The organism is Streptomyces sp. TLI_053 (assembly GCF_900105395.1).
GTDB lineage: Bacteria > Actinomycetota > Actinomycetes > Streptomycetales > Streptomycetaceae > Kitasatospora.
The window spans coordinates 3,462,949-3,486,250 of sequence record NZ_LT629775.1; the positions used below are offsets into that span (position 1 = coordinate 3,462,949).

17 protein-coding genes are annotated in these 23,302 nt (G+C 73.8%); 3 read left to right on the forward strand and 14 right to left on the reverse strand.

What is annotated here, in order from left to right:
* Positions 1–5: 5 nt before the first annotated feature.
* Together BLU95_RS13720 and BLU95_RS13725 are read left to right on the forward strand one after the other, a co-directional pair.
* The gene (locus BLU95_RS13720; RefSeq protein WP_502689839.1) at positions 6–2,213 is read left to right on the forward strand and encodes a RecQ family ATP-dependent DNA helicase; all 2,208 of its coding nucleotides are present in this window, start codon (positions 6–8) and stop codon (positions 2,211–2,213) included.
* Positions 2,214–2,713: 500 nt separating this feature from the next.
* Positions 2,714–3,370 carry a hypothetical protein gene (locus BLU95_RS13725; protein WP_231978756.1) on the forward strand — a complete coding sequence of 219 codons (657 nt, stop codon included), beginning with the start codon at positions 2,714–2,716 and terminating at the stop codon, positions 3,368–3,370.
* 375 nt (positions 3,371–3,745) lie between these two features.
* Here the strand turns inward: BLU95_RS13725 and BLU95_RS13730 are convergent, their stop codons facing one another.
* From BLU95_RS13730 to BLU95_RS13740, 3 genes are all read right to left on the reverse strand, one after another.
* Positions 3,746–4,456: a hypothetical protein gene (locus tag BLU95_RS13730; RefSeq protein WP_093860265.1), complete on the reverse strand. Its 711-nt coding sequence runs from the start codon at positions 4,454–4,456 to the stop codon at positions 3,746–3,748.
* 100 nt (positions 4,457–4,556) lie between these two features.
* Complete coding sequence (gene rnhB, locus BLU95_RS13735; RefSeq protein WP_093860266.1) at positions 4,557–5,267, reverse strand: ribonuclease HII; 711 nt, start codon at positions 5,265–5,267, stop codon at positions 4,557–4,559.
* Positions 5,268–5,474: 207 nt separating this feature from the next.
* Positions 5,475–6,200, reverse strand: a complete 726-nt coding sequence (locus BLU95_RS13740; RefSeq protein ID WP_231978558.1) for a TetR/AcrR family transcriptional regulator — start codon at positions 6,198–6,200, stop codon at positions 5,475–5,477.
* A 158-nt stretch (positions 6,201–6,358) separates the two neighbouring features.
* Between BLU95_RS13740 and BLU95_RS13745 the strand changes: the two genes are divergently transcribed.
* Entirely contained in the window at positions 6,359–7,906 is a 1,548-nt protein-coding gene (locus BLU95_RS13745; protein ID WP_400749995.1) for an MFS transporter, read from the forward strand.
* Positions 7,907–8,072: 166 nt separating this feature from the next.
* On the opposite strand, the gene BLU95_RS13750 is transcribed toward BLU95_RS13745, so the two are convergent.
* The 11 genes from BLU95_RS13750 to BLU95_RS13800 all read right to left on the reverse strand — a co-directional run bounded on the left by BLU95_RS13750 (position 8,073) and on the right by BLU95_RS13800 (position 23,209).
* Positions 8,073–9,833, reverse strand: coding sequence for a DUF4153 domain-containing protein (locus BLU95_RS13750; protein ID WP_093860268.1), 1,761 nt, complete (start codon positions 9,831–9,833; stop codon positions 8,073–8,075).
* 232 nt (positions 9,834–10,065) lie between these two features.
* Positions 10,066–13,263, reverse strand: coding sequence for an Ig-like domain-containing domain (locus BLU95_RS13755; protein WP_093860269.1), 3,198 nt, complete (start codon positions 13,261–13,263; stop codon positions 10,066–10,068).
* Positions 13,264–13,559: 296 nt separating this feature from the next.
* The gene (locus tag BLU95_RS13760; protein WP_093860270.1) at positions 13,560–14,477 is read right to left on the reverse strand and encodes a carbohydrate ABC transporter permease; all 918 of its coding nucleotides are present in this window, start codon (positions 14,475–14,477) and stop codon (positions 13,560–13,562) included.
* Positions 14,474–15,466: a carbohydrate ABC transporter permease gene (locus BLU95_RS13765; protein WP_093860271.1), complete on the reverse strand. Its 993-nt coding sequence runs from the start codon at positions 15,464–15,466 to the stop codon at positions 14,474–14,476. Before BLU95_RS13765 ends, BLU95_RS13760 begins: the two co-directional genes overlap by 4 nt.
* Positions 15,467–15,733: 267 nt before the next feature.
* Complete coding sequence (locus BLU95_RS13770) at positions 15,734–17,155, reverse strand: ABC transporter substrate-binding protein (RefSeq protein ID WP_231978559.1); 1,422 nt, start codon at positions 17,153–17,155, stop codon at positions 15,734–15,736.
* 227 nt (positions 17,156–17,382) lie between these two features.
* On the reverse strand, positions 17,383–18,594 hold the full coding sequence (locus BLU95_RS13775; RefSeq protein WP_093860273.1) for a cytochrome P450 family protein: 1,212 nt from the start codon (positions 18,592–18,594) through the stop codon (positions 17,383–17,385).
* Positions 18,595–18,783: 189 nt separating this feature from the next.
* Positions 18,784–20,028 carry a cytochrome P450 gene (locus tag BLU95_RS13780; protein WP_093860274.1) on the reverse strand — a complete coding sequence of 415 codons (1,245 nt, stop codon included), beginning with the start codon at positions 20,026–20,028 and terminating at the stop codon, positions 18,784–18,786.
* The gene (locus BLU95_RS13785; protein WP_093860275.1) at positions 20,025–20,690 is read right to left on the reverse strand and encodes a GTP-binding protein; all 666 of its coding nucleotides are present in this window, start codon (positions 20,688–20,690) and stop codon (positions 20,025–20,027) included. The genes BLU95_RS13780 and BLU95_RS13785 overlap by 4 nt, the downstream gene beginning before the upstream one ends.
* On the reverse strand, positions 20,671–21,060 hold the full coding sequence (locus BLU95_RS13790; RefSeq protein WP_093860276.1) for a DUF742 domain-containing protein: 390 nt from the start codon (positions 21,058–21,060) through the stop codon (positions 20,671–20,673). The genes BLU95_RS13785 and BLU95_RS13790 overlap by 20 nt, the downstream gene beginning before the upstream one ends.
* Positions 21,057–21,503: a roadblock/LC7 domain-containing protein gene (locus tag BLU95_RS13795; protein WP_093860277.1), complete on the reverse strand. Its 447-nt coding sequence runs from the start codon at positions 21,501–21,503 to the stop codon at positions 21,057–21,059. Before BLU95_RS13795 ends, BLU95_RS13790 begins: the two co-directional genes overlap by 4 nt.
* Positions 21,500–23,209 carry an ATP-binding protein gene (locus BLU95_RS13800; RefSeq protein ID WP_093864866.1) on the reverse strand — a complete coding sequence of 570 codons (1,710 nt, stop codon included), beginning with the start codon at positions 23,207–23,209 and terminating at the stop codon, positions 21,500–21,502. The genes BLU95_RS13795 and BLU95_RS13800 overlap by 4 nt, the downstream gene beginning before the upstream one ends.
* Positions 23,210–23,302: the final 93 nt, after the last annotated feature.

Genomic DNA, 23,302 nt, shown 5'->3' on the forward strand with positions numbered 1-23,302 from the left:
GTTTCATGGACGCCATGGAGCAGCCGAAGACCCACACCACCGCCACCACCGCCGACCGGGCCGAGGTCCGGGCCCGGGCCGAGGCCGTCCTGCGCGAGCTGGCCGGCCCCGGCGCGACCCTGCGCGAGGACCAGTGGACGGCCATCGAGGCCCTGGTGGTCGACCACCGCCGGGCCCTGGTGGTGCAGCGCACCGGCTGGGGCAAGTCCGCCGTCTACTTCATCGCCACCTCCCTGCTGCGTGCCCGGGGCGCCGGACCGACGGTGATCGTCTCGCCGCTGCTCGCCCTGATGCGCAACCAGGTCGACTCGGCCGCCAGGGCCGGCATCCACGCCCGCACCATCAACTCCGCCAACACCGACGAGTGGGACGCCGTCCAGGCCGAGGTCGCCGCCGGGGCCGTCGACGTCCTGCTGGTCAGCCCCGAGCGGCTGAACAACCCCGACTTCCGCGACCACGTGCTGCCCAAGCTCGCCGCCTCCACCGGCCTGCTGGTGGTCGACGAGGCCCACTGCATCTCCGACTGGGGCCACGACTTCCGGCCCGACTACCGCCGGCTGCGCACCATGCTCGCCGAGCTCACCCCCGGAGTCCCGGTACTGGCCACCACCGCCACGGCCAACGCCCGGGTCACGGCCGACGTCGCCGAGCAGCTCGGCACCGGCGCCGGCGACGAGCACGCCCTGGTGCTGCGCGGCCCGCTCGACCGCGAGAGCCTCACCCTCGGTGTGCTGACCCTGCCCGATCCGGCGCACCGGCTGGCCTGGCTCGCCGACCACCTCGACCGGCTGCCCGGCTCCGGCATCGTCTACACCCTCACGGTCGCCGCCGCCGACGAGGTGACGGCCTTCCTGCGCGAGCGGGGCTTCGCGGTGGCCTCCTACTCGGGCCGCACCGAGGACGCCGAGCGCCGCACCGCCGAGGCCGACCTGCTGGCCAACCGGGTCAAGGCGCTGGTCGCCACCTCCGCCCTCGGCATGGGCTTCGACAAGCCCGACCTCGGCTTCGTGGTCCACCTCGGCTCGCCCAGCTCCCCGATCGCCTACTACCAGCAGGTCGGCCGGGCCGGGCGCGGCGTCGACCGGGCGGAGGTGCTGCTGCTGCCCGGCCGCGAGGACGAGGCGATCTGGCGCTACTTCGCCTCGCTGGCCTTCCCGCCCGAGGAGCAGGTCCGCCGCACCATCGACGCGCTGGCCGAGGCCGGCCGGCCGCTCTCCACCGCCGCGCTGGAGCCCCGGGTGGACCTCCGCCGCGCCCGGCTGGAGACCATGCTCAAGGTGCTCGACGTGGACGGCGCCGTCCGCCGGGTCAAGGGCGGCTGGACGGCCACCGGCCGGAGCTGGGAGTACGACAGCGCCCGCTACGCCAAGGTGGCCGCCTCCCGGGAGGCCGAGCAGCGGGCGATGCGCGAGTACGCGACCGGCGGCGGCTGCCGGATGGAGTTCCTGCGCCGCCAGCTGGACGACGAGGAGGCCGTGCCGTGCGGGCGGTGCGACAACTGCGCCGGGCCGCTGCACGGGCCCGAGGTCTCGGCCCAGGCGCTGGAGTCGGCCCGGGCCGCGCTGGGCCGCCCCGGCGTCGGTTTCGAGCCGCGGCGGCTCTGGCCCACCGGCATGGACGCCCTGGGCGTCCCGCTCAAGGGCCGTATCCCGGCCGGGGAGCAGGCCGAGTCGGGCCGGGCACTCGGCCGGCTCTCGGACATCGGCTGGGGCAACCGGCTGCGGTCCCTGCTCGCCGACCAGGCCCCGGACGGGCCGGTCCCCGGTGAGGCGGTGGACGCGCTGGTCACCGTGCTGGCCGACTGGGCGCGCGGGCCGGGCGGCTGGGCCGGCCCGGAGGCGGCCGACGGCGGCCGGCTGGACCGGCCGGTCGGTGTGGTCACCATGGCCTCCTCCTCCAGGCCCCAGCTCGTCGGCAGCCTCGGCGCCAGGATCGCCGAGATCGGGCGGATGCCGTTGCTCGGGCGGATCGAGTACGCGACCGGCCAACCGCCGCACGGCTCGCGCAGCAACAGCGCCCAGCGGCTGAACTCGGTGGCCGGCGCGCTCACCCTGCCGCCGGAGCTGGCCGCGGCACTGGCGGCCGCCGGCGGACCGGTACTGCTGGTGGACGACCTGGTCGACTCCGGGTGGACGGTCACCGTGGCCGCCCGGTTGCTGCGCCGGGCCGGGGCGAGCGCCGTGCTGCCGCTCGTCCTGGCGGTCCAGGGCTGACGGAGGGCGCCGACGCGGCGCTCCCGGCTCCGTACCTGCTCCACCCCGGGTCCGGTGCCGGGAGCGGAGCAGCCGGCGAGCGGGGTACGGCGGGAGGCCGGGAACAGCACGGGAACGGACCGGCGGCGGCGCCGAAAGCGGCGATCGACCGGACGGACCAACGGGAGACGATCACGGGAAAGGAGGAACGAAGGTGTCGGACCTGCTTCGGAGTGCGCTGCGACACGGCCGGATCGCGGCCCGGAGGCGTCCTGGCCGGTTTCGCGCGACCGTGGAATATATCCGGCAGAACGTTGGCTTTCGGGCGGCGTTCATCATTTCATCATTGCCGCTCCACCCCTCCTACCCTGAGAATTGGACCGTACCCGGAGCCCAGTCCCATGGACGGTGCCTTCGGCGTACGCATGCACCCGCGCGCCCGTGGGTCGGGAAGGAGGATCGTGATCAGCGGCATCGACCGAGGTCAGTATCCCCTCGCCCGGAGCTCGTCGCCCAGACGGATGCTCGACCTGGAGACCTGGGCGGACTCGGGGATCCCGCTGCTCCGCGAGCCCCGCGACTTCGTGCTGGAGCTGCACCAGCGGCACCTGCCGCCGCCGGGCACGGTCGTGGTCGCCGTCCTGGACCCCGAGCACCGGGTGACCGCCTCGGCCTCCTTCGCCCCCTGGCCGCACGATGCGGACGGCTGGCAGCACCGCAACGCGATCCTCGCCCACCTGCGCCAGGTCACCCCGCACGACCTGCGCCTGCCCAGCCCGGCCCGGACGGCCGTACTGCTGCGCTGCCGGGAGGGCGCGGCCGGCTGGACGGAGCAGGACGGCGCGTGGATGTGGGCCCTGCGGGACGCCGCCACCCTGCACGGGCTGCGCTGCGGAGCGTACGTGGCGCTGACCCCCGCCGGCTGGCAGATCCTCGGGGACGGACGGAGCGGCCGCAATCCGCACGCGGGTTCGTGGACGGAAGGTCCGGTCCACACGGTGACCGAGCTGCCACCGCGCACCGCGCTGGAGGGATCGCACGGCCAGCGGCCCCTGCGGCCGGCGACCGAACGGCCGCAGCGCGGCGAACGGCCCCAGCGGTCCCGCCAGGGCGACCGCCCGTGGACGCCCGCCCGGGTCACGGCGATCGAGCCGGCCCGGCGCACCGGCACCCGCTGACCGGACGGCCACCCGTCCGCGGTCCGTGACGGCGGACGCCGGTCCGGTACGCACCGGATGCGGCGCCGCCGCCGGCCGGTCGAGCGGCCCGGCACCCCTTGCCCTTCCGCACGCCTTACCGCACCGCCCTCCCGCACCGCCCTTCCGCGGCAGCCCCGGGGCGCCAGGGCCCCGGGGACTGCAGGTCCTGCGGTCCCCGGTCCCGGACATGCCGAAGCCCGGCACCCACGGGGCGCCGGGCCGGGACGGAACGGACGGGGAGGAGGGCACGGCACAGGGCCGGGCAGAGCCGCCGGCAGAGCGGTCGACCGGGCCGGAAGACCGGAGCCGCGAGGGCCTAGGGGCCCCCGCGGGTCGCGGATCCGGGCGCGGGCGTCAGGCGGGCAGAACGCGCGGTCCGGGTGCGCCGGCGACGGCGAGCGCCGTACCGGCGACCGCCGGGTCGGTGCCGCCGCAGACCACCAGCAGTTCCTCCGCGTACCGCAGTGCCTTGGCGTACGCCGACGCGGCACGTGCGGCCGAACCGCCGTTGACGACCAGTACGACCACCGGTCGGCGGACCGGGCGGGTCAGCTCCGCGTCGGCGTAGAAGACGTCGCCGCCCTCGGTGAGTTGCGCCCAGTAGCGCTCCTCGCCGAAGGAGAGTTCGTGCTGCTGCCACGGGTGCGCCGCACCGACGGTCAGCACCAGGACGGCGCCGGGCTCACGGCCGGCGTCCAGCAGCAGGTCGACGGTCTCGTCGGCGCGGTCCAGCGCCGCCGCCCTGCTGGCGGGGACGTGCCGTACCTCGACCGGCGCCGGTTGCGGCGCGGGTCGAGGACCGGGCTTGGGGATCGGGCTCGGCCGCGGCGACGGCCCCGGACGGTCCGCACGCGCGCTCGTCGAACGCGGCCGCGCCGCCCGCGGCGGTGCGGGGCGGGGCCCCGGCACCTGGACCGGCGCGGGGCCGGCGGCCGACGGTACGACGGGGGTCGCGCCGCCGGTGGACGGCGCGTGGAGGGCTTGTGCGTCCGACTCGCGGGGACTGGGAACGCCGGGGCCCGGGAGGCTCTCGTTGATCTCCGGCTCCTCGGGGAAGACAGGCATACCCGGATATCTATCAAATGCCGGTCGAACGCGCACGGGCGCCCCACCCATTGGGCACCTCGATCCCTACGGTCCGCGGTCGAAATATCCAGACGTAGCGTCAGAAACCGAGCGCGAGCTGCTCCCCGGCGGACTCCGCGGAGACCGTCCCGGCGGGGCCGGGCACCGTCCGGGTCCGCTTCAGATGGCGCCACTCGGGCAGCGCGTCCAGATAGGACCAGGAGAGGCGGTGGTGCTCGGTCGGCCCGAGCTCCTCCAGTGCGGCCCGGTGGACCGGGGAGGGGTAACCGGCGTTGTCGGCGAAGGCGTACTCGGGGTGCTCCTCGCCGAGTTCGGCCATCATGCCGTCGCGGTGGACCTTGGCGAGCACGGAGGCGGCGGCCACGCAGATGCACGACTGGTCGCCCTTGATCACCGTGCGCACCTGCCAGGGGCCGCCGAGGTAGTCGTGCTTGCCGTCCAGGATCACCGCGTCCGGCTCCACCGGCAGTGCCTCCAGCGCGCGCACGGCGGCCAGTCGCAGCGCGGCCGTCATCCCGAGCTCGTCGCACTCCGCGGCGGAGGCGTGACCGAGGGCGTAGGCGGAAACCCAGTCGGCGAGGACGGGTGCGAGCGCCTCACGGCGGAGCTGGGTGAGCAGCTTGGAATCGGTCAGCCCCTCGGGAGGCCGGCGCAGGCCGGTGACGGCCGCGCCCACGGTGACCGGACCGGCCCAGGCACCACGCCCGACCTCGTCGAGGCCGACCACGATCTTGGCGCCGGACCGGCGCAACGAGCGCTCGACGGAGTGCGTCGGCGGGACGATGGGCATGAGGGGGGTCCGTTCAGCTGGTCGGCCTCCAGCCTAAGCCACCCGCCCACACCCCCGCCCCGGGCCCGGGCCCGACCCCACTCCCGCCCCGGGGCCCGGTCCCCACCCCGTCCCCACCCCGTCCCGAGCCCGAGCCCGAGCCCGACCGAGCACCCCACCCGGGCCGCGCCGGAGGCCCGCCCCCGGGCCCGGGAGCGGGCCGTCCCCTCAGCTCCGGACCGGAGGGACCCGGATCAGCGGGACGAGGACCTCGTCCACCAGCTGGTCGACGAACTCGGACCCGACCTGGCGCCCGCAGACCTTCACCCGGTACAGCAGCATCGCCGGGACGACGTCGGCGACCAGCGGGGTGGCCGCGTCCGGCCGGACGTCGCCGCGTTCGGCGCCCCGGCGGAGGATGTCCAGGATCACGCCCTTGGTGGGCTCGATCATCCGCTGGGCGATGAAGTCCTTGAAGAGCTGGGCCTGTTCGTGGTCCAACTCGGCCATCACCGCGGTCACGGCGCCGCCCGCGCGGGAGCGGGCCACCGAGGCGAAACTCTCGACCAGGTGCCGCAGTTCCTCGCGGGCGGACCCGAGGTCCGGGGTGTCGGTGGGGCGTGGGAGAGTGGAGTCCAGGGCGTCGATGACGAGTTCCACCTTGGATGCCCACCGCCGGTACAGCGCGGCCTTTCCGGTGCGCGCGGCACCGGCGACCCCTTCCATCGTCAGCCGTGCGAACCCGCCGGAGGTGAGCTGATCGAGCGTCGCTTCGAAGATCGCCGCCTCCAGCTCCCGCCCGCGCCGCCGCGCCGGCCTGGTCAGCGCCTCGGCCACGGCCTGGACCGGACAGGGGCCCCGCGTGGGCTCGAGCGTGCGCTCCGCCTCGACCCGGGGGGCCTGCCGATCGGCCGAGCGTTCCTTCGCCTGGCGCCGCACCAATTGATCCATCATCACCAACCCTAAGGAACGCTTGCGTTCATAATCTCGCCGACGCTATCGTCCACAGTAGTGAACGATACCGTTCCTTCATAGTCCGCGGGACGCCGACGGGCCGGGCCGGACCCCAGGGTCCGCAGCATACGAAGCAGTAGCCAGCAGGGGGCATCAACTTGGCTATCTCCAACACACTCAGCAAGAACTCTCCGACGCGCAGCGGGCACGGCCCGAACAAGGGCATCACCCTCGCCGTCATCGCGGCCACGCAGCTGATGGTGGTGCTCGACGCCACCATCGTGAACATCGCGCTGCCGCAGATCCGGGACGCGCTGGAGTTCTCCACCACCAACCTCTCGTGGGTGATCAACGCCTACACGCTCACCTTCGGCGGCCTGCTGCTGCTCGGCGGACGCGCGGGCGACATCCTCGGCCGACGCCGGGTCTTCATCGCCGGCACGCTGCTGTTCGGGCTGGCCTCGCTGCTCGGCGGCTTCGCGCAGGACGGCGGCATGCTGCTGGCCGCCCGCGCGCTCCAGGGCATCGGCGGCGCGATCTGCTCGCCGACGGCCTTCGCCCTGATCGCCACCAACTTCGACGAGGGGCCCGAACGCAACCGGGCCTTCGGCGTGTTCTCCGCGGTGGCCGGTTCGGGTGCCGCGATCGGCCTGCTGGCCGGCGGCCTGCTGACCGAGTACCTCGACTGGCGCTGGGTCTTCTTCGTCAACGTGCCGATCGCCGTCCTGATCGCGCTCGCCGCGCCGCGCTACATCGCCGAGTCGGAGCGCCACCCGGGCAAGTTCGACCTGCCGGGCGCACTCACCTCGACGCTCGGCCTGGTCAGCCTGGTGTACGGCTTCATCCGCGCCGCGTCCGACGGCTGGACGGACCCGGTGACGCTCGGCTCCTTCGCCGCCGGCGTCGTACTGGTGGCCGCGTTCGTGGTCATCGAGACCCGCACGGCGCAGCCGATCACCCCGCTGAAGCTGTTCGCGGACCGGAACCGCACCGGCGGCCTGGTGATGATGCTCTGCATCGCCGCCGCCATGTTCGGCATCTTCTTCTACATCACGCTCTTCGTGCAGGGCCCGCTGGACTACAGCCCGCTCAAGGCCGGCTTCGCCTTCATGCCGATCAGCGCCTCGATCATCGTGGCCGCCCAGCTGGCGTCCACCCTGCAGGCCAAGTACGGCCCGAAGCCGTTCATGGCGGGCGGCGCGCTGCTCGTCACCGTCGGACTCACCTGGCTGACCTTCATGAACGCGGACAGCGGCTACGTGGACGGCATCCTCGGCCCCACCGTGGTCTTCGGGTTCGGCATGGGCCTGGTCTTCGTCCCGGTCATGCTGCTCTCCGTCGCGGGCGTCTCCGGCCAGGAGACCGGCGCCGCCTCCGGCCTGCTGAACTCGATGCAGCAGATCGGCGGTTCGCTCGGCCTGTCGATCCTGACCACGGTGTTCGCGCACTACGCCACCGCCGAGGCCAAGGTCCAGCTGCCCGGTTTCATGGCTACGGCCACCCCGGAGCAGAAGGCCTGGCTGCTGGAGAAGCAGGAGTTCCCGAAGGGCACCGGCGCCGCCAACGAGGTGCTCGCGCAGGGCATCTCGCACGGCTTCGTCGTCGGTGCCGTGATGGCGGGCCTGGCCTTCGTGATCGCGGTCGTCGCCATCAAGGCGAAGGCCTCCGACCTGCCCTCGGACGCGGCCGGCGTCGCCATGCACTGACCCGGACCCCGCCTCGGCGGGCGCACCGGACGCAACACCGCAGGGGCCGGTCGGGAGCACACTCCCGACCGGCCCCCTCGCATCCCCCACCCCCGACGCACCCCGACCCCGCCCCAGACCCCCCGCCCCGGCCCCGCCCCGGCCCCCCGGCCCCGGACCCCCGCGCTCAGCCCTCGAAGGCGTAGTCGCGGTTCATGCCCACCCGGTCGCAGGCGTCCTCCGCGTACGAGTAGTGCTCCGGCATCGGCCGTTCGGCCAGGATCCCGTGCGCCCGCGACTCGGCCAGACTGGTGGCGTACCAGGGCGCGTCGCCCTTCGTCCGCAGGTTGTACGCCAGCAGGCTCAGCGCACAGGTCCGGTAGTCACCGGGCAGCCGGTCCAGGGTCGGAGCGGCGTCCGCCGAGAGGTGGCGGACGTTGCGCAGATCGATCTGCCCGGTCCGCTCGAACCGGGCCACGTTGTGCTCCGCGACCATCGCGTCCGGCCCCATCAGCCCGTAGACGGCGGCGGCCGCCGCCGCGCTCAGCACCGCCGCACGCGGCAGCCAGCCCGCCGACGGGGTCAGGCCCGCCACGATCAGCAGCACGAACACCACGCCCAGCCAGAGTTCGACCGCCAGCACCCAGAGCCGGAGGGTGGTCAGGCCGGAGGCGTCCACGTAGAACCACATCCGCCCCAGCGCCGAGGCCACCACCACCAGGGTCAGCAGGCAGAGCGCGCCGAGCAGCAGCCGCACCAGCCGGCGGTCGGCCTCCGTCCCGCGCGGCGCCCAGCGCCTGGCGAGCGCGACGACCACCAGGGTCAGCACGGTGACCACCAGCAGCTGCCAGAAGCCCTGCCGGGCGTACTCGGAGCGGCTCATCCCGGTGCGCTCGAGGATCGCCTCTGCGCCGCCGAGCACCACCACCGCCTGGAGCACCACGAAGGCGCCGAACATGAGGTTCAGCGCGGCCAGCGGCAGGGCCCACTCCAGCCGGCCCCGGGCACGGCCCGGCCGGACCTCCGTGCGGTCCCAGCGCCGCGGACCCGCCGCGATGTGGGCGAAGCCCAGGGCGGTCGCCAGACCGAGCGCGAACAGGGCCGCGCGAGCCGGGATCTCACCGAGGTCCAGGCTGGGGACGAGGCTCTCCAGGACGTTCGCCATGGCCGCGTCCGCTCCGGCGAACAGGGCGCCGAAGACGGTCAGCAGCACCACCGCCACCAGCACGCCCTTGAGCACCGGGACCACCTGGCTCCGCTCGGCGACACGACGGCCGCGCAGGGTCCGGCCGGCCCACACCAGGCCGGGCACGAGCTGCCAGAGCAGGCCCGGCAGCGCGAGCAGGACACCGGTCCAGCGCCGTCCGCCGTGCAGTGCGAGGGAGGCGAGGGCCACCGCCGAGGCCGTGCTCAGCAGCACCGGCCAGTCGGCCTCGTACAGCGCCGGAACGGCGAGCAGGGCGAGCGCGAGCGCGCTCCACAGCACCGTCCACACCCTCGGCCGACGACCGGCGGCCCGGGCGGCGACCCCGGCACCGACCGTGACGACCGCGGCGCAGAGCAGCAGATTGACGCCCAGTCCGTCGATCAGCAGCCAGGAGCTGAGCAGACCGGCGAGCACCGCCGCCAGCACCGTCCGGCCGGTGGCCGGGGCCTTCCGCTCCGGGTCGCTGGGCCGCAGCCACTGGAACGGCTGCGGCGCGGGGGTGCCGGGCGCCCGGTACGGACCGGCACCGGGAGCAGCACCGGGGCCGTAACCACCGGCGCCGTAACCACCGGGCCCGTAACCGCCCGGCCCGTGACCGCCGGCAGGACCGAAGGCCCCGGCAGGACCGGCCACCGGCGCACCGGCACCGCCTCCGGCCCCCGCCCCCTCCCCGGCGCCAGTACCGCCGGCACCGGGCCGGGGCGGCACTCCGTCCGCGGCGGGCATGCTGAATCCGGACATGGGATCCCCCTCAATGGTCGGGTGGGAACGCGGAATCCACCCTCCGGGCGGTCCGCCGACGAGCACGCGGAACCACACCGGCGGGAACACCGGGCACCACGGCCGAAGCCGACTGTAGACCATTCTGAACAGGTTCAAAAACACCGGGCCGGGCTCTGTCGCACCCCTGTGACAGAGCCCGGCCCGAAGCCGGGGAGGTACCGGGAGGAGCCGCGGACGAAGCGCGCCGGCGTCAGTACGTCCCGTAGAGCGAGTAGCGGAAGGAGTCCTTCACCGCGGGCCCGAAGTCCGCCGGCCAGGTCCCGAACGGCACCACCGTGTTGCTGTACGCCCCCTGCCCGGCGGTGCCGGTCGAGTAGTTCATGTTGTTCACCGTGGTGCTGGTGCCGTTGGTGTTGTAGACGAACCAGTACGAGGTGTTGGCGCTCAGGGTGAGGTTCACCGGCAGCGAGTTCCACGCGTTGGCGGTCAGCGTGCCCGAGGCCGTGGCGGCCACCAGCGTGCCCGGCGAGCCCCCCGCGTCGGTGTAGACGGCCAACTGGTACCGGTTGTTGGGCGCCGCGGCGATCGGCCCGACGTGCACGCTCAGCGCGGTGAGCGCCGCCGGATCGGCCCCGGTGGTCACCCGGCTGCCGTTCAGGTGGTTGGAGTCGGTGTCGTCGACCAGCGACCCCACGGCCGTGTTCCCGATCGTCCGGGGCTCCGCTCCCCCGGTGGTGAAGGAGAACGTGTACGGGGCGGCCAGGGCGTTCCCGGACCGGTCCCGGACGCCCTGGACGGTCGCGGTGTACCCGGTCGTGAGCGCCAGCGGGGCGGCCGGCGTGAACACCACCCCGTTCGCCGCCGCGTCATGGGCCACCGACCCCGCGACCGCCGCCCCGCCGGCCGTGGTCCGCAGGGTGACGGACCCGCCGCCGACGCTCGCCGGGTCCAGCGGCTCGTTGAAGGAGAACCGCACCGCCGTGCCCGGGGCCACCCCGGCTGCGGCGCCGGCCGGGTTGGTGCCGATCACCGTGGGCGCGGTGGTGTCCTGCCCGTAGCTCGCGCTGTACGAGCCGACCGCGCCGTCGAAGAACGCGTAGGCGATGCCCTTGACCGTCTCGACCCGGTACGGCACCGGGTGGCCGCCCGAGGTGATCCCGGTCAGCGTCCCGGCGGCCGCGTCGACCGGCAGCATGGCGCGCAGTCCGTTGGCCCCGCCGGTGATGCCGAAGGTCAGCGTGCTCCCGTTCCAGGCCAGCCCGGTGAAGGCCGAGGCGTTGCGCCCGTCCAGCCAGGTGAGCATCTGCCGGCCGGAGACCACCGGGGCGCCGTGCGCCTTGGCGGCGGCGACGACCGCGTCCGAGGCCGCGGAGGCGGCGAAGTCGGTGTGGATGTTGGCGGTCAGCGCCGCGTAGTAGCCCTTGGCCCCGTACGCGGCGTCGAGCAGGGTGTCGACGGTGCCGGGGTACGACTGGCCGGACTCGTCGGTGAGCTGGGTGGTGGCCTGGTACTCGTCGATCACGCTGCCGTCGGTGTCGGCGAAGCGCATGATCTGCGCCGTGCCGTTGAAGTAGCCGGGCCGGTCCTGGGTGAAGTTCGACGGGTAGAAGTAGTAGTCGGTGTCCAGCCGGATCCCGTTGGCGAGCTTGGTCCTCGCCTGGGTGGCCCAGTCGTCCCACTCCACGCAGTGGGTGCGGCTGCTCGACGGGTTCGGCAGGTTCGGGTACTTGGCCCGCCAGGCCGCCAGCTGGTCCCGGTAGTAGCCCTGCAGGACGGAGGTGCTGCCCCAGGGGCGGCAGTTGGTGCTGACGTGCACGCCGACCTCGAAGCCCTGGTCGCTGTACGCCTTCGCCTGGGCCGGGGTGAGCGGGTCGTCCGTGTAGATGTAGGAGGAACCGCGGACGCACTCCCAGTCGGCGACCGAGCAGCCGGGCGGGCTCTGCGCGATGTAGCCGTCCCAGCGGCCGGCCGTGCCGCCCACGCCGTGGTCGTCCCCGGTCATCACCACCACGGCCTTGACGTCGCGCGGGAAGTACCAGAAGCGCGGCAGCGGCCGGTCGGTGGAGGCGAGCTGGGTGAGCAGGTTGGCGAGCAGCCGCTGCTGCTCGTCGGCGATCGGGATCAGCGCCTTGTCCAGGTCGTTCCAGTCGGGCTGGCCGCCGGTGCCGAAGAACATCTCGCTGGCCTCGTAGCCATCGACGCCGTCGCGCTGCTGGCCGGCCCAGGCGGCGTTGCCCTGCCGGGTCTGCACCACCGACTTCGCGAGGTCGTAGCTGAACGCGGCGGCGCGGCCGCTGCCGGCCGTGCGCAGGCTGACCGCCGGGTTGGCGGTCGCGGTCGCGGAGTCGCTGTACAGCGTGGCGACGGCGGTGGCGCCGTTCAGCGTGTAGAGGTCCGCGGGGCCGTGGTAGCCCATGGTGTCACCGGTGATCCCGGCGCCGGGCGCGGCGCCGGTGTTCACCTTGAGGCAGGCGTCGGCGCGGGTGCCGGTGGCCGGGGTGAGCCCGAACAGCGGCGCGAGCTGCCGGTCCGGGCGCATCGCGACCAGTTCGCCGCCACCGTTGGTCCAGTTGGTGAACAGCGCGGCCTGGGCGGCGGTGAGCGGCATCTCGCCGAGCAGCACCACGTCGGCGGAGGCGAGCACCGACGCGGTCACGGCCGAGACGTCCACCTGGCGGTAGGCGTTCAGGCCCTCGGCCTTGAGGATCTCGGCCAGGTACCGGGTGTACGGATTGGCCTGGCTGGTGACCAGCAGGATCGGGCCCTCGGCGCCCGGGCCCGCTCCGGGCGGCGGGGGCGGCGGGGCCGCCTCGGTGGTGTAGGTGGCGTAGATCGAGAAGCTCAGCCCGCTGCTGGTGACCGCGCCCGCGGTGGCCGGCCAGTTGCCGAACGCCAGGCCGCCGTTGCCGTACACGCTGGTGCCGCCCGGGCTGTAGCGCAGGTTGTTGACCGCCGGACCGGAGCCGTTGGTGTTGTAGGCCAGCCAGTACGGCGTGTTGGCGGTCAGGCTCGCCGTCAACGGGACGGTGTTCCAGCCCGGTCCGGTGAGGGTGGCGGTCGCGCTGCTCGCCAGCAGGGCGCCCGGGCTGCCGCCGTTGTCCTGATAGATCGCGGTCTGGAAGCGGTTGTTGGGCGCGGCGTCCACGCCGTCCACGTACACCGAGACGCTGCTGACCGTTCCGCCGGCCGAACCGGTCACGTACCGCGAGGCGTTGAGGTAGTTGGAGTCGGCCGTGTCGGTGGCGGTGCCGACCGCCGTACTGCCGAGCGTCGCCGTGACGGCCTCCGCCGGGGGCGCGCCCGGCCCGGCCACCACCGCCGCCGCCGTGGTCAGGGCGGCCAGCAGGACTCCGGCCCGGCGCCACCACCGTCCTCCCGCGCGCCCGGCGCTCCGACCGCCACCGTGTCTGTCCGTGCGCCCGCCCAGGCGTGTGCCCGTGTCTGCCATGACCGCCCCCCTGTGTCATCTCGGCCGACCAGCCCCTAACGGTGTACCGGCAACCCACCGATCGTGTCCACGAAATCGTCACATTCGCCATGGAACGGCCTGAACCCTGACGTTCCCGCGGGCAGCACCGGGCAGCGGGCGAACAGGTCGACCGGGCGGAACAGGCGGCCGGGCGGAACGGGCGACCAGGCGAATCAGGCCGACCGGGCGGAACGGGCGGCCGGGCGGAACGGGCGACCAGGCGAATCAGGCCGACCGAGCAGAACGGCTGGCCGGGCTGAACGGGCGGAACGGTGTCAGCCCTTGACCGAACCGGCCAGCAGCCCGCGCACGAAGTAGCGCTGGAGCGCGAAGAACACCGCCAGCGGAATCACGATGGACAGGAACGCCCCCGCCGTCAGCAGCTCCCACCGCCCGCCGAAGGACCCGGACAGCTGCGCCAGTCGGACCGTCATCGGCGCCACCTCCGGGGTGCCACCGGCGAAGGTGAGCGCCACCAGCAGGTCGTTCCAGACCCAGAGGAACTGGAAGATCGCGAACGAGGCCAGCGCGGGCGTGCAGAGCGGCAGCACGATCGAACGGAAAATCTTGAAGTGCGAGGCGCCGTCCACCACCGCCGCCTCCATCAGGTCACGGGGAAGCTGGGCGATGAAGTTGTGCAGCAGGAAGATCGCCAGCGGCAGCGCGAACATGGTGTGCGCCAGCCACACCGGCGCGTAGGTGCCCTTGAGGTCGAGCGCCGGCAGCAGCGTCAGCGAGCCCAGGTGCGCACCGCCCGAGAACAGCTGGAGCAGCGGGATCAGCGCCATCTGCAGCGGCACCACCTGGAGCGCGAAGACCACGAAGAACAGGGTGTCGCTGCCCCGGAACCGCACCCAGGCCAGCGCGTAGGCGGCCATCGCCGCCAGCGCCAGCGGGAAGAGCGTGGCCGGGACGCTGATCGCCAGCGAGTTCACCAGGAAGGGCATCAGACCGGTGGAGACGCCGGAGCCGCCCTCGAACAGCACGGTGTGGTAGTTGTCCAGCCCGAGGTCCGGGTGGAGCAGGGCGTTCCACCAGCCGTCCGCGGTGACGTCCCGTTTCGGACGCAGCGAGGTGACCAGCAGCCCCAGGGTGGGCACGGTCCACAGCACCGTCACCACGATCACGAACACCGAGGCCAGCGGTGCGGAGAAGGCCTTCCGGACGGCGCCGCCGTCCCGCCGTACGCTCATCGGACCGCACGCTCCTTGCGCAGCTGGAGGATGTTGTAGGCCACCAGTGGCAGCACCGCGAGGAAGAGGATCACCGCCAGCGCGCTGCCCCGTCCGGTGTTGAACTGGACGAAGGACTGCGAGTACATCTCGTTGGCCAGCACCTGGGTGCCGAAGTTGCCTCCGGTCATGGTGCGGACGATGTCGAAGGCCTTCAGCGTGGTGATCATCACCGTGGTCAGCACCACCACCACCGTGGTGCGGATCATCGGCACGGTGATGTGCCGGAAGAGCCGCAGCCCCTGGGCGCCGTCCAGCCGGGCCGCCTCGGTGACCTCGTCCGGGATCGCCTTGATCGCCGCCGACAGCACCACCATGGCGAAGCCGGTCTGCACCCACACCATGACGGCCATCAGCAGGAAGGTGTTGAGCGGCTGGGCGAGCATCCAGTTCGGCGGGTCGTCCCAGCCCAGCCAGATCGCCAGCTGACTGAGCAGGCCGATCTGCCGCTGCGAGTGGTCCCGCGACTCGTAGACGAACTTGAAGATGATCGAGGCGCCGACCAGGGAGATCGCCATCGGCATGAAGATCAGCGACTTGTAGACCGCCTGGCCGCGCATCCGGTCCACCAGCAGGGCCAGCACGAGCCCGAGCCCGGTCGCCGCCAGCGGGGCGATCACCAGCCAGAGCAGCGTGTTGACCAGCACCTCGCGCACCGAGTCGGTGGTGAGGGCCCAGCCGAAGTTCTCGCCGCCGACGAAGCGGCTGCTGTCGTCGCTGTACAGGCTCAGGTAGACGGTGCGGACCAGCGGCGCGACCAGGCCGAGCAGCAGCAGGACCACCGCCGGGCCGAGCAGCACCAGCACGGCCAGCGGGCGGGCGATCCGGCCGGAGGCGCGGCCGGCGACCAGGAAGACCAGCAACAGGATGCCGAGGAAGCCGGCGATCGCACCGAGGCCGTTGCCGAACTTGACCATCGCGTCGCCCCAGGCACCGGCGGCGAGGGACATGGCGTCACGTCCTTTCCCAACGGGAGGCGGAACGGGGTTACCGGGAAGCGGGGTTACCGGGGAGCGGGGTTACCGGGAAGCGGGGAAACCAGAAGCAGGGGAACCGGGCAGCCGACGTCCCGGGACCCGGCCGCACCGAACGGCGTACGCGACGGACCACGGCCACGAACGCGCCGGACCGGGAGGCAGCCGGAAGCGGAGGGGGCGGGCGGTGCGGGTGGGTGGCCCCGCACCGCCCTTCGGCAGGTGGTCCTGCGACGCGCGCCGCTACTGCGGCCAGGCGGCGTCGATGTCCGCGGCGGTCTTCTGGATCGACTGCCCCTCGGCGAACCAGGCGGTGAGCGACTTCCACTCCTGCCCGGCACCGACCGCGGCCGGCATGAGGTCCGAACCGTCGAACCGGAAGGTCGCCGCCGGGTCGGTCAGCGCGTCGGCGGAGATCCGGTCGATCGGATCGGTGTACAGGCTCTTGTCCACACCCTGATTGGCCGAAACCCACCCGGTCGCGGCCTTCACCCGGCTGCTCGCCCAGTCCGAGCTGGACAGGTAGTTCTGCACCGCCTGCACCTCGGGCCGGCTCGCGAACGCGGTGAGGAACTCGCCGCCGCCCTCGACCGGGTTGGGCACCGAGGGGTTCACCGCCGGCAGGTGGAAGGCGAAGATGTCGCCGTCCGGGCCGATCTTCGTGTCCTTGGGCCACTGCGCCTTGTAGAACGAAGCCTGCTGCAGCATCAGGCACTTGCCGGTGAGGATCGGCGTGCCGGCGTCCTGGAAGGTCGTGGTGGCGATCGACTTCACGTCACCGTAGCCGCCGTTGACCCAGGCCGGGTTCTGCATCCAGTCGGCGACCGTCCGCATCGCCGTGGCGATCTTCGGGTCGGAGAACTTCACCTGGTGGTTCACCCACTGGTCGTAGACCTCGCCGCCGTACGTGCCGAGGACCACCTCCTCCAGCCAGTCGGTGGCCGGCCAGCCGGTGGCCGTGCCGGAGGCGATGCCGCCGCACCACGGCTTGGCGCCGCCGCCCGCCTTGGCGATCCGGTCGCTGAGCGCCATCAGATCGGCCCAGGTCTTCGGGACCTCGTAACCGGCCTGCTTGAAGGTCTTGGGCGAGTACCAGACCAGGGACTTCATGTTGGCGCTCATCGGCGCCGCGTAGAAGGTGCCGTTGACCGAGCCGTAGGTCTTCCAGACCGGGCTCCACTTCTCCTGGTTCGCCACGGTCTGCTGCGGCGGCTTGACCACCTTGCCGCTCTTGACCATCTGCGCGAGCAGACCGGGCTGGGGGATGATCGCGAAGTCCGGGGCGTTGCCGCCGCTCACCCGCACCGGCAGCTGGGACTCGAAGTCGTTGCTGCCCTCGTAACTGATCCGGATACCGGTGCACCGGGCGAAGTCGGCCCAGGACTTCTCCAGATTGTCCGACTCGGGGCTGAGGATCGAGGCGAACACCGTCACCGTGGTGCCCGCGTGGCCGGCGTAGGGCTGGTAGCGGGCGCAGTCGCCGGACAGGGTCTGGCCCCCGCCCCCACCCGAACCTCCCGAACTGTCGGTGCTGTTGGAACAGGCCGCGGTCAGGGCCGCGACGGCCAGCAGGGCGACCGCCGCCACCGGACGGCGACGACGACGACGGCGGGCGGAGAACGGGGGCGGCACGGTGATGGACGGCACGGTCGGGGTGGAAGTCAACGCGGTCCTCCTCGCCGGGGCGTGAACGCTCGGCTGTGCGACAGAACGGCATTGCGCTGTACCGGAGTTCGACGTTCGACATGGACGCGGCGGCCGGCCGATCCGACGACGGTAACGCAGCCGGGACCTGCCGCCAAGGTCCGGGCACGCCCTTCACCACCGCGTGCCCCAGTTGTGACCCGGGCCGCCGGGCACCCACGGGGCCCGCCGACCGGCCGCCCCGACCGTCAGAACAGCCGGACCGGCAGCTCCTTCAGCGCGTTCACCACCAGCGAGCCGCTCGGCCGCAGCTCCTCGTCCGGCACCGCCAACGACAGCCCCGGGAAGCGCTCGAACAGCGCCGGCAGCGCGATCCCCGCCTCCAGCCGGGCCAGCGGCGACCCCGGGCAGACGTGCGGGCCGTGACCGAACGACACGTGCCGGATCGGGTCCCGGGTCACGTCGAACACCTCGGCCGTCACCCCGTGCTGCGCCGGGTCCCGGCCGATCGCGTTGTAGGACACCAGCACCGGCTCCCCGGCCGGAATCACCGTGTCGCCCACCGCCACCTCCTCGGTGGTGAACCGGAACAGGAAGTTGCTGGTCGGCGGCGTCCAGCGGAGCGACTCCTCCACCACCGCGTCCCAGCCGACCTTGCCCGCCCGCACCAGCGCCAGCTGGTCCGGATGGGCAAGAAGCGCCCGAACCGCGTTGCCGATGAGGTTCACCGTGGTCTCGTGACCCGCCGCGATGATCACCCGCAGGGTGGCCGCCGCCTCCGCGTCGGTCAGCGCACCGCCCTCGGTGTCGGCCTGCAGCAGCACGCTCGCCAGATCCTCGCCGGGGGCCGAACGGCGCTGCGCCACCACCCCGTTGACGAAGGCGTTCAGCCCGGCGATGGTCGCCTGGATGCCCTCCGGATTCGGGCGGGCGCCGAAGAACCGCTCGTAGAGGTCGCGCAGCAGCGCGTGCTCCGACTCCGGGACACCGAGCAGCGAGCAGATCACCGTCATCGGCAGCGGGAACGCGAAGGCGGACTTGAGGTCCACCACCGGCTCCCCCGCCGCCAGGGTGTCCAGCAGGTCCCGGGTGATCTCCTCCACCCGCGGACGCATCAGCTCCACCTGGCGCGGGGTGAACGCGTGCGCCACCAGCGCCCGCAGCCGCCGGTGCTCCGCGCCGTCGGTGGTCACCATGCTCGGACCGGGCACCGCCAGACCGATCAACGGCCACGTCTTCGGCACCTCGCCGCGCTGGAACGCCGCCCAGTGCCGGGCGTCCTTCACCAGCCGGGCATCGGTCAGCAGCTCACGGGCGGGCGCGTGCCGGGTCACGGCCCAGGCGGACACGCCACCGGGCAGCTCCACCGGCACCACCGGACCGGCGGCGCGCAGCAGCGCGCCCTCGGCGGCGTTGTCGCGGGCCAGCGGGTCGAGGACGAACGGGGCGGGGGCGGTCATGGCTACAGCACTCCTTCGGTTCTGGTGAAGCGGTACAGCGACCCCGGCACCACCGGGGCTCCCGGATCCCGGGCCGGACCCGGGCCGGGATCCGGACCAGGCCGGCCGCGGACCAGGCCGGCCGCGGACCAGGTCGGCCGCGGAAGCTGCCGGCCCCGGCCCGGACCCGGCCCGCGCCGGGAAGCGGACTCAGCCCGCGTATCCCGGGGCGAACGACACCGGCAGCGCCACCAGCCCGCGCACCCAGGCCGACGGCCGCCACACCAACGCGTGCTCGGCCACCGCCAGCCGCAGGTCCGGCAGCCGGTCCAGCAGCACCTCGACCGCCGTCGTCGCGATCACCTCGGCCGCCTCCTGGGCCGGGAACGGACAGCCGTGCTCGCCGTACGAGTAGCTCAGGTACGCCCGGTTGCCCTCGGCCGGCCGCCCGTCCGACTGCCGCACCGAGGGGTCCGCGTTGGCCCCCGCGAAACCCAGCAGCAGCATGTCCCCGGCGGCGATCCGCTGCCCGCCCAACTGGGTGTCCCTGGTCGCCCAGCGGCCCGCGAAGATCTGCGTCGGGGTGTCCTCCCACAGCGCCTCGTTCAGCGCCTGGCTGATGCTGCGCCGACCGCCCGACAACGAGGCGGCGAACCGCTCGTCGGTGAGCATCAGCCGCAGCGCGTTGGACATCCAGTACGAGGTCGGCTGGTGACCGGCGATCAGCATCACCCGCAGGTCCCGCATGATCTCGTCGTGGTTGAGACCCGCCGGGTGCGCCAGCATCCGCGAGGCGACGTCGTCCCCCGGGTGCGCCGCCTTCTCCTCGACCAGCTCCAGCATCACGGCGAGCAGCCGCTGCGCACCGGCCGGCGCGTCGGGGCCGCCGTCCAGCATGGTCAGCAGGCCCTCGATGAGCACCGGGGCCTGCTCCTCGCTCAGCCCGAGCACCCGGCAGAGCACCAGCAGCGGCAGCCGGTGGGCGTACTCGGCGACCAGGTCCGCCTCGCCGCGGCCGGCGAACCCGTCGATCAGCCGGTCCGCCAGCTCCTCGCAGTGCTTGCGCAGCTCGTACGGGTCGACGGCGGCCAGCGCGTCGGTGACCGCCGCCGAACGCCGGACGTGCTCCTCGCCCTCGGCGTAGAGGATCGACGGCACCGGCGCCATCATCGGCTTGAGCGGCCAGTCCTCGGCGACGGTCGCCCAGCCGCTCCAGCGGGTGGAGTCCCGGCCGAACAGCTGCGGCTGGCCGGTGACCAACTGGAGCTCGCGGTAGCCGATCACCAGCCAGGCCGGCACCCCGCCGGCCAGTTCGACCGGCGCGACCGGACCGTGCCCGGCCCGCATCTCCCGGTAGACCTGGGAGGGGTCGGTCTGGAAGCGCGGCCCGTACAACGGGGTGGCGCCGGCGTGGGCCGGGCAGCCCGGCGGCGGGGTGGCGGCGGGCTCGGTCACGGGGTGCTCTCCTCAAGGACGGGGGCGGCGGCGGAGGCGGGGGTGCCCGCCGTCTCGGCCTCGACCCGGGCGGTCAGGTGGCGGACCAGCTCGATCAGCACCTGCTTGCCGGACTCCCGGTCCCGGGCGTCGCAGTCCAACAACGGCACCTCGGGCGGCAGGTCGAGCGCCTCCCGGACCTGGTCCAGGGTGTGGGTCGGGTCGCCGAAGTTGTTGCGGGCGACGACGAAGGGCGTGCCGTGGTGCTCCAGCCGGTCGATGGCGTACCAGGAGTCCGCCAGCCGCCGGGTGTCCACCAGCACGACGGCCCCCAGGGCGCCGGAGAACAGCCGGTCCCAGAGGAACCAGAACCGCTCCTGCCCCGGTGCGCCGAACAGGTACAGCACCTGGCTCGCGGAGAGGGTGATCCGGCCGAAGTCGAAGGCGACCGTGGTCGACCGCTTGCCCCAGGCGCCGGTGGGATCGTCGATCCCCTCCCCGGCGCTGGTCAGGGTCTCCTCGGTGTTCAGCGGACGGATCTCGCTGACCGCGCCGACCAGGGTGGTCTTGCCCACGCCGAAGCCGCCGACCACGACGATCTTCAGCGCGTTGTCGGCGGTGCGGCGCAGCGGTGTCCGCCCGCTCGGCCGCGGGTCCCGGCCCTCAGAGCCGTTGGAGTCCATGCAGTACCTGCTTCAGCGTGTCGAGATCGGGCAGCCGGGCCTTGTTGGGGGCGAACCGGGGGTGGCGGGCGGTGATCGACCCGGCCTCCAGCAGGTCGCCGAGGAGGATCTTCACCACCGACACCGGCAGCGCCAGCTCCGCGGCGACCTCCACCACGGCGGTCGGCGCCTCGCACATCCGCAGGATGCGCGCGTGCTCCGACTGCATGCCCGACGCCGGCTCCCGCTCGGCGACGATCAGCGTGACCAGGTCGAACGCGTTCTCCGGGGCCCGGCTGCGGCCCCGGGTGATGGTGTAGAGGCGGTCCGGGTCGTCGTCCCGGCCCGGCCGGACCGGCCGCCCGTCGGTGTTCCCCCCGCGCCCGCTCATGCCCGGGCGCTCCCGTCGGTCACCGGGCCGTCCGCCCCGACCGCGCCCTCCCGGGCCGGCGCGCTGAGGTGGACGCCGATCTGCTCGATCAGCCCGTGCATGTTGTGGCCGACCACACCCACGTCGGCGTCCTCGTCCGTGACCACGGCGAGGTGGGCACCCTCACCGGCGGCCACGATGCACAGCACTCCGCCGTGGAACTCGGTCATCGACTGCCGCACACCGCCGGTGCCGTCGCCGAACTCGATCGACGCGCCGTGCGCCAGGCTCTGCAGACCGGAGGCGATCGCGGCGAGCTGGTCGGCCCGGTCGTTGCCGAGGCCGGAGGTGTGGCACAGCTTGAGGCCGTCGGCGGACAGCACCAGGGCGTGCCGGGTGCCGGGGGTGTTGGTCAGCAGGTTTTCCAGCAGCCAGTCGAGGTCGCGGTCGGTGGCACTGCTCATCGGAAGTCCTTCTCGGTGACGGGGGAGGCGTCGGACGCGGGGTCCGCGGCGGACCGCGCGCCCGGGGTGTCCTGGACCGGTACGGCGCCCTCGGCCGGTGCGGGGGCACCGGCGGGCGCGGGGTTCGGGGCGCCGACGGCGGGCGCGGCGGCGGCGGACGCGGCCGCAACAGGCACGGCCGCGGCGAGAACGGCCGCGGCGGCAGCAGGCGCGGCAGTGGCTGCGGGCAGGGCGGCCCGGCGGAAGGCGCCCAGCCTGGCGGCCGCCGTCGCCCCGTCGGGACGGGCGGGCCGCTCGGCGGGAGCCGTCGCCGGGGAGGCGGCGGCCATGGTCCGGCCTCGACGGCGCTGCGGCAGACCGCTGTCGGTGACGGCGGGCGCGGCGGGCGCCGGTTCGGCGGGCGGACCGGCCACCGTAGCGGCGGGCGCGACCGGCGCGGCGGGCGCCGGACGGGCGGGAGTGAGCGCGGGGCGCGGCCCCGTACCGACCGCCCGCTCGACCACGCGCTCGACCGGCGCGGGCAAGGGGGCCGGCACCGTCGCGGGATGCGTGACCAACTGCTGCGGAATCAGCACCACCACCCCGGTGCCGCCCCGCGCCGACGGGCGGAAGGAGATCTGCAGCCCGTGCTTGCGCGCCAGCACGCCGACCACCGCGAGTCCGATCCGGGTACCCGCCGACAGCGTGGTGAGGTCCAGCGACTCGGCGGAGACGGCCCGTTCGGCGCGTCGCAGCCAACTGTCGCTCAGTCCCAGGCCGCTGTCCTCGACGGTGACGACCAGGCCGGCCGGCACCTCCTCGACGTACACGTGCACCTCGGCCGGCGGCGCGGAGAACGTGGTCGCGTTGTCCAGCAGTTCGGCGAGCGCGTGCATCACACCCTCGGCGGCGAACCCGGCGACCGCCGCCGTGCTCGCGTTGTGCAGCCTGACCCGCTGGTAGGCGCCGATCCGGCCGAGGGCGCCGCGCAGCACCGACTCCACCGGGATCGGCCGGCCCCAGCGACGGCCCGAACGGGCGCCGGTCAGCACCGCGATGCTGTCGGCCATCCGGCCCGCCTGGGCGGTCGAGTGGTCCAGCCGCAGCAGATCGCCGAGGACCTCCTCGTCGTGCCGGTGCTGCATCTCGCGCAGTTCCGCGTGCATGCTCGTGGCCAGGGCCTGCACCCGGCCGGCCGCGGTGGCGCAGACCGCCAGGGCGGCGGCCCGCTGCCGCTCGCCGCGGCCGATCTCCTCCGCCACGGCGCGCAGCAGCGGACGCTGCGGGTGGTCGCGGTGCGCGGCCAGGGCGGCGTCCACGGTCGCGCCGCTCCGCAGCCGCGCCACGAGGACGGGCAGCACCTCGTCGGCGATCCGGTCCACGGCGGCCCGCTCGGCGCGCTCCGCCTCGGCCCGTTCCCGGGCCCCGGTCGCCTCCGCGCGGGCGGCGGCGACCTCCTGCTCGGCCCGGGCGAGCTCCGCCCTGGCCTCGTCGCGCTCGGCCTCGGCGGCGCCGGCCCGTGCCTTGGCGGCGGTCTCGCTCTGCCTGGCGGCGCCGGCGACCACGAGGGCGGTCATCGACTCGCCCTCCCACCGGCCCAGTTCCAGCTCCAGCCGGCGGGCCCGTTCGGTGGCGCTGCCGGCCTGCCGGACGGCTATCAGCCAGAGCACGGTGACCGCCGCGACGGCGGCCGCGGTCAGCGGCTGCCCGGCGTCGAAGGCCCGCATCACCCCGACCGGCCCGGCCACCGCCGCCAGCAGGGCGGCGGCCGCCACAACGGCCCTGGTGCGCACGTCGGATCGACGGGTGGGCCCACCGTC